10 protein-coding genes and 1 pseudogene are annotated in these 11,439 nt (G+C 68.5%); 6 read left to right on the top strand and 5 right to left on the bottom strand.

Translation table 11 applies throughout. From position 1 onward, the window contains the following. The 3 genes from G3I65_RS19720 to G3I65_RS19710 all read right to left on the bottom strand — a co-directional run. Positions 1-563, bottom strand: a 563-nt coding sequence (locus G3I65_RS19720) for a transposase (protein WP_160696960.1), incomplete at its 3' end; no start/stop codon positions are given. Between the two features lie 204 nt (positions 564-767). Further along, on the bottom strand, positions 768-1,088 hold the full coding sequence (locus tag G3I65_RS19715; protein WP_160697417.1) for a hypothetical protein: 321 nt from the start codon (positions 1,086-1,088) through the stop codon (positions 768-770). A gap of 715 nt (positions 1,089-1,803) precedes the next feature. Next, positions 1,804-1,983 (bottom strand): hypothetical protein, encoded by a 180-nt coding sequence (locus G3I65_RS19710; RefSeq protein WP_160697416.1) that lies wholly within the window; start codon positions 1,981-1,983, stop codon positions 1,804-1,806. A gap of 111 nt (positions 1,984-2,094) precedes the next feature. On the opposite strand from G3I65_RS19710, the gene G3I65_RS19705 reads away from it, so the two are divergent. The 4 genes from G3I65_RS19705 to gap are packed head-to-tail and all read left to right on the top strand — an operon-like array spanning position 2,095 to position 5,923. Continuing rightward, entirely contained in the window at positions 2,095-3,540 is a 1,446-nt protein-coding gene (locus G3I65_RS19705; RefSeq protein ID WP_160697415.1) for a form I ribulose bisphosphate carboxylase large subunit, read from the top strand. A 12-nt stretch (positions 3,541-3,552) separates the two neighbouring features. Further along, positions 3,553-3,972: a ribulose bisphosphate carboxylase small subunit gene (locus G3I65_RS19700; protein WP_160697414.1), complete on the top strand. Its 420-nt coding sequence runs from the start codon at positions 3,553-3,555 to the stop codon at positions 3,970-3,972. Continuing rightward, entirely contained in the window at positions 3,969-4,925 is a 957-nt protein-coding gene (cbbX, locus tag G3I65_RS19695; RefSeq protein WP_160697413.1) for a CbbX protein, read from the top strand. Before G3I65_RS19700 ends, cbbX begins: the two co-directional genes overlap by 4 nt. Further along, complete coding sequence (gene gap / locus G3I65_RS19690) at positions 4,922-5,923, top strand: type I glyceraldehyde-3-phosphate dehydrogenase (RefSeq protein WP_160697412.1); 1,002 nt, start codon at positions 4,922-4,924, stop codon at positions 5,921-5,923. Before cbbX ends, gap begins: the two co-directional genes overlap by 4 nt. A gap of 3 nt (positions 5,924-5,926) precedes the next feature. Here gap and G3I65_RS19685 read toward each other — a convergent pair whose 3' ends face one another. Next, positions 5,927-6,928 carry an N-acetylmuramoyl-L-alanine amidase gene (locus tag G3I65_RS19685; RefSeq protein ID WP_160697411.1) on the bottom strand — a complete coding sequence of 334 codons (1,002 nt, stop codon included), beginning with the start codon at positions 6,926-6,928 and terminating at the stop codon, positions 5,927-5,929. A gap of 150 nt (positions 6,929-7,078) precedes the next feature. Here G3I65_RS19685 and G3I65_RS19680 point away from each other — a divergent pair, with 150 nt between their 5' ends. Then, positions 7,079-8,002, top strand: a complete 924-nt coding sequence (locus G3I65_RS19680; protein WP_239071308.1) for a hypothetical protein — start codon at positions 7,079-7,081, stop codon at positions 8,000-8,002. Between the two features lie 265 nt (positions 8,003-8,267). On the opposite strand, the gene G3I65_RS19675 is transcribed toward G3I65_RS19680, so the two are convergent. Next, complete coding sequence (locus G3I65_RS19675) at positions 8,268-9,776, bottom strand: O-antigen ligase (RefSeq protein WP_160697410.1); 1,509 nt, start codon at positions 9,774-9,776, stop codon at positions 8,268-8,270. Between the two features lie 1,075 nt (positions 9,777-10,851). Here G3I65_RS19675 and G3I65_RS19670 point away from each other — a divergent pair. Next, positions 10,852-11,439 (top strand): annotated as a pseudogene (locus G3I65_RS19670) (hypothetical protein); the annotation flags it as partial.

The following is an 11,439-nucleotide window of genomic DNA, read 5'->3' as shown; positions in this document are numbered from 1 at the left end:
GGACCGCCGCAACGCGAGAGGATTTCCAGCACCGCGGGATGGGTGATCTTCGGCCCGATGGCGCGTTCGAGGGCGGGGTGGATGCCGGTGAGCAGCCCGCGGATGCGATTGCTGATCCGGGTGGCCTCACCGGCGAGGTCGTCGTCGAACCCGACCAGCACGTCCAGCTCGGCCAGCGCCTCGTCGCCGACGTCGACCGGGCGCAGGGTGTGGGGCAGGGAACGGGCGGCGTCGGCGATGATGAACGCGTCGCGGGCATCGGTTTTGGCGCGGCCGGGGTAGAGGTCGGCGATGCGGCGCATCGCCAGGCCGGGCAGGTAGGCGACCTGGTGTCCGGCGGCGCGGGCGACTGCGACCGGCAGCGCACCGATGGTGGCCGGCTGGTCGACCACGACCAGCAGCGTTCCGTGCCGGGCGAGCTTGTCGAACAGGGCTCGCAGCTTGGGTTCGGTGTTGGGCAGCGGGGCGTCATGCAGCCGCTTTCCCTGTGGGTCGAGACCGACCGCGTGATGGGCGTCCTTGCCGACGTCCAGGCCGAGAAAGACCCCGAAACTGCTGCTCATCCACCATGCCGTTCGTTCGCCGCGACGTGGTCACCGGGAGGGCATCGATGGCCGGCACCCACGTTACGACGAGACCTACCAGTTGGTGGCCGTGTCCCTATCAGCGGTCCCTCGATGCCACCAGACCCGGTGACACCACCCCCCGGATCATGGGTTCGACTGGGGGCGTTAGTCATGCCGGGCCTGGTGACCACAGTTCCTTGATCAGGAACTACGAAAAAGGTAACGGGGGGAGGTGCCGACGCCGCCGACGAGCAGGGTGAGCGGGGCGCCTGCGTTAACCGGGACGCGATCGACCGTCATGACCGCGCCCCGGCCGCCGGCGGCCGGGACTTGGTCATCGCCGGCGCCGCCGGCGGCGCCGGCGACGGTCATGTCGATCTGGGTCACCCCGGCCGGGACGCTGAAGGTCTGCAGGCTGCCCGTGTAGGCGAAGTTCTGCGTCGTGGACTTGCAGTCGGCCGGTGCCGCGTTCGCCGTCGGCGCGGCGAGGACACTGGCCCCGCCGAGCGCGACAACGGACACAGCGACAAGTCGGCTAGCGGCTGCTGCGAAGCGGCGGCTAGGCGCCGGGGGGAGCGTCATGGGCGGACGGTACCAACTCGTGGTACCCACTCGCCAGGAACGGCCTGCATTCAACCCGAGGCGACGGCCCATTCGGGCAATCGCATGTTCCCTTGTGGCACTGCAAGTATGACTGCACGGGGCAGCAAACCGGGTAACTCTGGCGATTGACTCCGGATCTCGCACCAATGGTGTCCTTTCCGGACGAACATGTGCGGGACGACGGAATCGGCTCTATGTCGGAGCTGGGGCCAGCTACTGGAAGGGCAATGTCCCCTCCGGCGACCGAAAGCACGATCGAGTTCGCCGGGGAGAGCATCGGGCGCGCGCCCTGGGCTGGTCGCGTCCCGTCACGTTTCGGCCAAGGAACGGGTTCGACGAGTACTCGGTGCCGTGCCGCCTGAAAGCTGGCTGAGGCGCTGACGTGGAGCGGCCGGAGAACAGCTCCATCTTGATCGACCAGTCGCTGCTGACGAGGGGTTCAGGCTGTGGTGGTGCAGGATGGAATCGCCGCCCTTGACGGGCTTGCGGAACGAGGGACCACCGAACGCGGTAGTCGCTGCCGGGCAGGCGGGGTGGGCACCGGCAGTCCTGTTCGATCCAATGGGCGAGCGCCGAGTGGTCGCGCACGTCGAGCCGCCATCCGAACTCGGCCGCCGCCGGCGCGACGCGCCGATCACCTCGGCGACGCGAACGGCGGCAGGCCGCGACGACGATCGGCGAGATGCTGAACGTCCCAGGCGCGCTGCCGGGCGGGATCACCAGCTCGGCGACACCGGTCGTGCTCGGCGTCCCGGTCGAACGCGGTTTCGGTGAGATTCCAGCGGTGCACGCAGATCAGGAACCCGGTCGGCACCGCGACACTTCGACGATCGCTCAGGTATCGCTGGGAAATGTCGCTGGTTCTTTCAACCTGCCGCCGAGACCATGGTGAGGACGGGCAACCACGAGAACGGCAGGAGCCACGATGGGGTCCAACGGGAACACCGGGCGCTGGGGTGCCGGGGTCATCCCCTACGCGGAGATGGGCTACTGGCAGCCGGACTACGAGCCGAAGGCGACGGACGTGCTGGCCGCGTTCCGCATCGCGCCGCAGGACGGGGTGCCGCCGGAGGAGGCCGGGGCGGCGGTCGCCGGCGAGTCGTCCACCGCGACCTGGACCGTCGTCTGGACCGACCGGCTCACCGCCTACGATCGCTACCAGGCCAAGTGCTATCGGGTGAACGCCGTACCCGGCCGCCCCGGTGAGTACATCGCCTACGTGGCCTACGACCTCGACCTGTTCGAGGAAGGCTCGATCGCGAACCTGACGTCGTCGATCATCGGCAACGTCTTCGGGTTCAAGGCGCTCAAAGCGCTGCGGCTGGAGGACATGCGCATCCCCACGCACTACGTCAAGACGTTCCAGGGCCCGGCGCACGGGATCGTCATGGAGCGCGAGTACCTCGACAAGTACGGGCGCCCGTTGCTCGGCGCGACCGTCAAGCCGAAGCTGGGCCTGTCCGCGCGCAACTACGGCCGCGTGGTGTTCGAGGCGCTGCGTGGCGGGCTCGACTTCACCAAGGACGACGAGAACATCAACTCCCAGCCGTTCATGCGCTGGCGTGACCGGTTCCTGTTCTGCATGGAGGCGGTCAACCGCGCCGCAGCAGAAACCGGTGAGGTCAAGGGGCACTACCTCAACATCACCGCGGCGACGATGGAGGACATGTACGAGCGCGCCGAGTTCGCCAAGGAAATCGGCAGCGTGATCGTGATGATCGACCTCACCATCGGCTACACCGCGATCCAGTCGATGGCGAAGTGGGCCCGGCGCAACGGCGTCCTGCTGCACCTGCACCGGGCGGGCCACAGCACCTACACCCGGCAGAAGACGCACGGGGTGAGCTTCCGCGTCATCGCGAAGTGGATGCGGCTGGCCGGGGTCGACCACATCCACGCCGGCACGGTCGTCGGCAAGCTCGAGGGCGACCCGAACTCCGTGCGCGGCTTCTACGACACGCTGCGGCTGGACAGCGTTCCGGCCGATCCGGTCAAGGGCCTGTACTTCGACCAGGAGTGGGCGTCCATGCCGGGCGTCATGCCGGTCGCGTCCGGCGGCATCCACGCCGGTCAGATGCACGAGCTGGTGCACTACCTCGGCGAAGACGTCATCCTGCAGTTCGGCGGCGGCACGATCGGCCACCCGATGGGTATCGCGGCGGGCGCGACGGCCAACCGGGTCGCGCTGGAGGCGATGATCAAGGCCCGCAACGAGGGCCGCGACTACCTCGCGGAGGGCACCGACATCCTCAAGGCCGCCGCCAAGCGCAGCCGCGAGCTGGACATCGCGCTGTCCACGTGGGGCGACATCACGTTCGACTACGCGTCCACCGACGTGCCCGACGTCGTCGAGACGCCGACCGCGCTATAGAGGAGACCGGACATGCGGATCACCCAGGGCACCTTCTCCTACCTGCCCGACCTGACCGACGACGAGATCACCCAGCAGGTCCGGTACGCACTGGACAACGGCTGGTCGCTGGCCGTCGAGCACACCGACGACCCGCACCCCCGCAACCACTACTGGGACATGTGGGGGCTGCCGATGTTCGACCTGCACGACGCGGCCGGCGTGCTGTACGAGGTCAACGAGTGCCGGACGGCGTACCCGAGCCACTACATCCGGGTCAACGCGTTCGACGCCCGCTACCACCGGCAGACCACGGCGCTGTCGTTCCTCGTCAACCGGCCCCCGGCGGAACCGGGGTTCCGCCTCGACCGCCAGGAGGACACCGACCGCCGCCTGCGCTACACCCTGCACCCGTACGCGGCGGACCGGCCCGCGGGTGACCGGTACCGATGACCGGCTTCCGGATGCCGACCGGGCCGGACCCGGAACCCGAGGCACCCCCGGCCCCGTTGCCGGCGGACGCCACCGTGGACCTGGCGGTGGAACGGAAGGCATCGGGCATCGACGAGGTGCTCGACGCGCTCGACGGCGAGCTGGTCGGGCTCGCGCCGGTCAAGACGCGAGTGCGCGAGATCGCCGCGCTGCTGCTGGTCGACGGGGTCCGGCGCCGCTTCGGGCTGACGTCGTCGCGGCCGAACCTGCACATGTGCTTCACCGGGAATCCCGGGACCGGAAAGACGACCGTCGCGCTGCGGATGGCCGAGCTGCTGCACCGGGTCGGGTGTCTCGAGCGGGGGCACCTGGTCGCGGTGACCCGGGACGATCTGGTCGGCCAGTACGTCGGCCACACCGCGCCGAAGACCAAGGAAGTCCTGAAGCGAGCGATGGGCGGGGTGCTGTTCATCGACGAGGCCTACCACCTGTTCCGCGCGGAGAACGAACGTGACTACGGCCAGGAGTCGATCGAGATCCTGTTGCAGGTCATGGAAAACCAGCGTGACGACCTGGTCGTGATCATGGCCGGGTACCAGGACCGGATGGACACGTTCTTCAGCTCCAACCCGGGCATGAGTTCGCGGATCGCGCACCACCTGACCTTCGCCGACTACGGTCTCGACGAGCTGATGGCGATCGCCGGGCGGATGCTCGACCAGGAGGGCTACCGGTTTTCCGCGGCCGCCGAGCCGACGTTCCGGGAGTACCTGCGGCGCCGGATCGAGCAGCCCCGGTTCGCCAACGCGCGCAGCGTGCGGAACGCGGTGGAACGCGCCCGGCTCCGGCACGCCAACCGGCTGCTCGGCACGGACGGAAAGCCGTTGGGCCGCGCCGAACTGATGGAGTTCGCCCCGGAAGACCTGCTCGCCAGCCGCGTGTTCGCCGACACGACGAAGGAGACGTCACCATGACCGTCCGGGTGGGGATCAACGGGTTCGGCCGGATCGGCCGGAACTTCTGGCGCGCGGTCCGGGCCGGCGAGCACGACCTCGAGGTCGTCGCCGTCAACGATCTCGGCGACATGGCCACGATGGCGCACCTGCTCAAGTACGACAGCGTCGCCGGGCGGCTCGCGGAACCGGTCGAGGTGAGTTCCGACGGTCTCCGGATCGGCGACCGGAGCGTCGCCGTGCTCGCCGAACGCGACCCGGGTGCGCTGCCCTGGGCCGAACTCGGCGTGGACGTCGTGGTCGAGTCGACCGGGTTCTTCACCGCCGCCGGCGACGCCCGCCGTCACATCGACGCGGGCGCCGCGAAAGTCATCATCTCCGCACCCGCCAAGGGCGACGACCTGACCGTGGTGATGGGCGTCAACGACGACGCCTACGACGGCAGCCAGACGATCCTCTCCAACGCGTCCTGCACGACGAACTGCCTCGCGCCGCTCGCGAAAGTGGTGCACGAGGCGTTCACCATCGAGCGTGGTCTGATGACCACCGTGCACGCCTACACCCAGGACCAGAACCTCCAGGACGGCCCGCACCAGGACCTGCGCCGGGCCCGGGCCGCCGCGGTGAACGTGGTACCGACCTCGACCGGCGCGGCCAAGGCGATCGGCCGGGTCCTGCCGGAGCTGCGGGGGCGGCTCGACGGGTACGCGCTGCGGGTGCCGGTGCCGACCGGATCGGTGACCGACCTGACCGTGGACGTCGCGCGGGCCACCTCGGCCGACGAGGTCAACGCGGCACTGCGGGCGGCGGCCGACGGGCCGCTCAAGGGCATCCTGCGCTACACCGCCGAGCCGCTGGTGTCCGCGGACATCGTCGGCGACCCGGCATCGTGCGTCGTGGACGGCCTGCTCACGAAGGTGCTCGGCACGCAGGTCAAGGTCGTCGGCTGGTACGACAACGAATGGGGGTACGCCAACCGGCTCGCGGACCTGACCGCGCTGGTGGCGTCGAAGCTCTGACCACTACGCCCGAGGCCGGCCGCCACCGCCGCGGACGGTCATGGTTTCCCCGTCGGCCAGGGCTGCTCGCCAGCCCGCCGTGGAGCGGTCCGAAGGGACGATCAGTGGCCAGATGTCGGAGCCGAGGAAGCCGGTTTCGTCCGTCGCCCGCGCGGCCGTGCACGCGTCGCCGGACAGTCCGTGCCGTGCCGCCAACGCCGCGACGGCGTCCTTTGTCGCCTTCCCGAACACGCCGTCGGTGGGCACGTCGTAGCCCGCCGCACGCAGGAACACCTGTGCCCGCTGGACGTTCCGGCCGGTGTCACCCGGTTTGAGCAGCGGCCACGCGGCCTCCGACCGCGCGACCGAGACGCCGAGGACGCGCCCGACCGCGGTCCGCAGCTCGGGGAGCCGGTCGTAGAGCACCTGGCCGCAGCACTCGGTGGAGTTGAAGTCGCGGTGGCCCTTGATGAACTCGGGCGTGATGTCGTACTGGTGCGCGATGTACGCGACGAGGTTCACCAGCGAGTCCCACAGCGCTCGTGGCACGTCGACCGTGCTGTACAGGCCTTCGTTTTCGATGCCGAGGCACTCGCTGTTGTGGTTGAGGACGTTGGCGCCGTGCACGTGCTGCGTGCCACCGCGGAGGATTTCGAGGCTGCGGTGGCGGCCTTCGGTGACGTGCCCGCCGCGGATGTTCGTGAACTGCTGGCCGGTGTCGATCCAGCCGCGGCCGTCCATGTGGAAGTTCTGGATGGCACGCGAGATCTGGAACGCGTGCGCGAGCGAGTAGTCGGTGCTGTTTCCCGGATTCGCCGTGTGGTGCACGACGATGTACGTCGGTTTGTGGTCCTCGACCACGATGGCCTCCGACGGCGGTCGCGCGTTCCACTCCGCCGTTTCGTGGATGGCCGGGAGCGGCACGCTCGCCGCTGCCGCTGTCTTCGCCCCAGTCAGCCCGAGGGCTCCGACCGCGGTCGCCGTGAGTCCCGCTTTGAGCAGGGCACGGCGGTCAAAATCCGCCACTTCGAATCTCCTTCGTCCGGAGTGCATCGAGGAGAAGGTAGAACACGACCCGGATTCCGTCAGCCATGTCCAAAAGGGAACGCTTTCCTGCCCGAGGTTTACGGCGCCACCGCCCCCCGGAGTTGCTCGACAACCACTGAGGACAGTGAAATGCAACTCGCACGACGTTTACCTGCGCTCCTGCTGGGGTTGACCGCGTTGATCACGACACCCGGAGTGGCCGCGGCTTCGCCTGCTTCCGGTTCCATAGACCTCCCGCCGGGCATGACGGCGAGCTGGACTGTGCTGGACCGGACGACCGGGGCGAGGTCGGGATCCGGCGAGCACCAGCAGTACCGGTCCGCGTCGGTCGTGAAGCTCTTCATCGCACTCGACTACCTGGAGTCGCACGGCCCGGGCTATTCGATCCCCGCCGGCGACCTCGCTTTGCTGGAACCGATGCTGCGGTCCAGCGACGACAAAGCGGCGAGCACGCTGTGGGTGCGCGACGGCTGGGAGCAGATCGTCGTCCGAACGGCCCACAGGGTCGGGCTGAGCGACACCGAGCCACCCGCCCGGCGCGGCATGTGGGGCCACACCGCGATCAGCGCGGCCGACATCGTGCGGACCTATCAGTACATCTTGACCGAAGCCACCCCGAAGTACCGGGACTTCATCATGAGCAACCTCCGCCAATCCACGAAGTGCGGTTCGGACAAGTTCGACCAGTCGTTCGGGATTCCCGGGGCACTGCCCCGGCCGCGGGCGGTCAAGCAGGGTTGGTCGGGATTCGGTGACTCCCCCGCCGGTAATGAAGAATGTACGGAACCGGGCCGGGCCGAGACCCCGGACACACCAGAGGTGCGGGAAGCTGTCGCCGCGGTCGACCGGGACAGTCGCCGTGAAGCGCGAGCGGACGCCGCGGACATCGACCTCACCAGCCGGGCCATGCACACGACCGGCACGGTCGGTGCGAACGACGAAAAGATCGTGGTCGTGCTGCCCCTCGAGCCGACGACACTGTCCTGGAGTGACTCCGCAACGCGAATCACCGACCTGACGCGCGCCGTGTCCACGGCGGTCTCGACCGACTGAACGCGGCCGTGTTGGCGCTCTCCGAAATTCCATGGAGTGCCTGAGCCCGTCGAGACCGGACCAGCCTCGACGGGCTCGGGCCAGGATAAGCAACGGCGCTTTGGGCCCGGCTGGTTCGGGGACGGGCCGTCGGCAAATGACCCCAGCCACGGGCACCTCGCCCCGTTTCGGCTCCTACTGGAAACCCAGGTGAACTGAGCGACAAGCTCGGCGAGCAGCTCCATCTCGAGCCGACCGTGGAATGCCCCGCCCACAGTCGGCTGATTCATCCCCTACTCCGTTCGGGACGCGGCAGTGATCCGGAGATACGGCCGTTCCCCGGCAGCCGTGGCGGCCGTTCCTCTGGAATCGGCCTGCCTTGTTTCGAGTTCTGTCCACGTGGGACGCGTCGTGGCGGCGGTGTGCGTCCTGGGGCGCTGAGCTGACCGGCATGGCGCCCCGGTGGCGAGTCCCGGGGCGGAACGACCGGCTTCCGTATCGGTGCCATTGAGATCGGCCTGGTCTCGGCGGCCGGATCGACACGCGCCAGCCGCGGCTTGCACCGAACCGGCTCATCAAATCGTGTCGCCGCGGATTTGGACACGGCCGCGGACACCACACGCCACTTTGTGGGCGTGCGGGCCATGACGACGCCCAGAACCAGCCAGAACGCGACGGAGACGCGGCTGAGGTTGGACGGATGGTCCATCAGGGACATCATCAGGAAGCCGAGCAGCGCCGCGAACGTCGGGTATCCGATCGCGTCCTGTTCGCGCGCCAGTCCCACAGCGGAGACCAACGCGCCGAAGGTAATCGCCGCGATCGCGGCGAACCCGATGACGCCTGCTTCGACCAGCCAGTTCAACCAGAGGTTGTGGACGTGCACGAACTCCTCGGTGCCGTCGATGTGGGCGTTGACGACCGCACCCGCCCGCCCGAGTCCGACACCGAGCGGATTGCTCATCGCGATCTCGATGGAGGCGCTCCACGCCTCGTTGCGCACACCGAGCGCGCGGCCGGACGACGACACCACGAAGATGCCGACCAGTGTCACCGCGAGTGCCCCGACACCACCCCACATGGCCATTTTCCGATGCCGCCGACTCAGCTGACCGTGGTAGCGCTGCCATACCAGCACAAGTCCACCCGCCAGCCCGGCGATGTAAGCGGCGCGCGAGAACGTGGAGATCAGCGCGCCGTAGGCCAGGATCGTCAGCGCGAGCACGCAGATCTGGTACGTCCGGTCGGTGATCGTCGCGACCGCCAGCACCCCCATCGGTGCGAACAGCAGCAGGAACCCGGCGAGCAGGTTGGGGTTGGAGAAGGTACCGATCGCCCGGACGACCATCCCCGGCTCGCACGGGGCGTCGCCGAGCAATCCGGATCGACAGAAACCGGTCGACACATCGCGGCTCACCTGGCTGATCGCGACTGCGGCGGCGACGGTCGCGGCGCCGGACGCCACCAGCACGATCGTGCGCCATGCTCGTTTTTCCATCCTCAGCAGGCACACAACCAGGTAGTAGATCGCGACGAAGGAGAGGAGGTTGCGCATCTGCGGCCCGCCCCCGAACCGCGCCACGGCAAGCAGTGAGGCCAGCAGCAACACGACGACCGGGATGTCGAGCCGAGTCCGGAAGTCCGAGAACTTGGCTCCCGCCGCGAACAGGGCCACGATTCCCGCGACGACCACTAGCCGCTGCCAGGTGATGACCATGAAGTAGGACCTGTCCGGCAGCACCCCCGCCGCGGCGTCGAACATCAACGCGGCAACGCACAACAACGCGACAACCACAGCGCCTCGGACCCGAGGCCGAGCATCATCAGCGGAGTCGCCTCCGCCAACCTCGGGGTCAGCTCTCAGCCTAATCCCTCGGCCGTCGCCTGCATTTTCCGCGGCAGCAGCTTGACGATCAGGCCGAGCCCGACCATAGGGCCTGCCAGTCCGGTCACCCTCAGTCACGTGCTCACCCTCCCCGCCCAGCCGACACCCGCCCGACCCTAATGGACCTTTCTCGCTGCCGCCCGTTACCCCAAGAATTACAGTTACCTTGTGACTCTCTATTAAGGAGCTGCGGTCGCCGGTCCGGACACAATGCGGCGCTGCGGGCGGCGGCCGACTCAAGGGAATCCTGCGGTACACCGACGCGCCGCTGGTGTCTTCGGACATCGTCGGTGCTCGGCATCGTGCCGGCCTGCTGACGAAGGTTCGGTATGCAGGTCAAGGTAGTCGGCTGGTACGACAACGAATGGGGGCGCCAACCGTCTCGCGGATTTGACCGCGCTGGTGGCGTCGAAGCCCTGATAGCGGCCGTGTCCCGTCCGCCACGTGGGCTGGGAAACTTCATGGCTCGCGGTCCGTGGCAATGGTCCGTTCGATCACGTGCTGCAAAAAGCGGGAATCCCGCGTACGTCGCCAATGTCCTGAGAGGCACGCTTTGTTTCCCGTCCGAGCACACCGGCGGGCAATTCCGGTGCGCTCACCCGACACCGCCGCACTTGCCACCACGCCGGAGGTCAGTGTGCGCGGTAGGGTTGCGGCGCTGGTCACGGGCCCGCTATCGCTCGTCCGGCCAGGATGGTCGCGACGGTGCAGGTCCGTTGCGGGCAGTCCCACAGCCGTCGTTGGGCACCGAGGCCTCAAGTTGCCGGCACCGCCAGGCCAGCCTACGGTTCGCCCGACATTTGTGTCAGCACCATGTGCTGGAGCTTCGCTGCCCCCGACGCGGGGACGGTAGCGGGCAGCTGCGAGAGGGACAATTCACGTGACATTCGGGCATGCCGTTGACCGGCGACAGGGTCTGATCCAGCGACGCGGCGGTGCACGAGGACAAACCTGGCGATCCCGAACAGCCGCGGCGGCCGCGAGCGTGCTCGTGCTGGGGGGGGTATCGCTGACCACCGCTCCTGCGGCGCTGGCCGCAGGCTGCACCATCACCGACGGTCCTAGCCTGCAAGCCGCGGTCGACGGCGGCGGCACTGTCACCCTGTGCCAGAACATCACCTACACCAGCCCCGACAGCCCCGGCCTGACCATCCCAGCTGGCAAGACCGTGACTCTCGACCTCGCCGGGTTCACCCTCGACCTGACGGGTGCCGCTCGGTGGGCGGGCATCCAAACCGTCGACGCCACCTTGATCATCAACGGTCCCGGCACGCTCAAAGCGACCGGCGGCGACGGCATACCCGACAGCAGCGGTGGTGGCAGCGGGATCGGCGGCAGCGACTCCGGCAGCCTTTGCGATGGTGGCACACTCACGATCAACGCGGTCACCACTGTGGAGGCCACGGGCGGCCTCGGCAACGTCGACCATGGCGGCGGCAGCGGGATCGGCGGCTGCGGCGCCCATAATGGTGGTGGTGCTGGCGGCACGGTCACCATTAACGGTAGTACCGTGACCGCGACTGGCGGCGTCGGCGGCGGACTCGGCGGCGGCGTCGGCGGCGGCGGCCTCGGC

Source organism: Amycolatopsis sp. SID8362, assembly GCF_010550475.1.
GTDB classification, from domain to species: Bacteria; Actinomycetota; Actinomycetes; order Mycobacteriales; family Pseudonocardiaceae; genus Amycolatopsis; species Amycolatopsis eburnea.
This window is presented reverse-complemented; position numbering and strand designations above follow the sequence as displayed.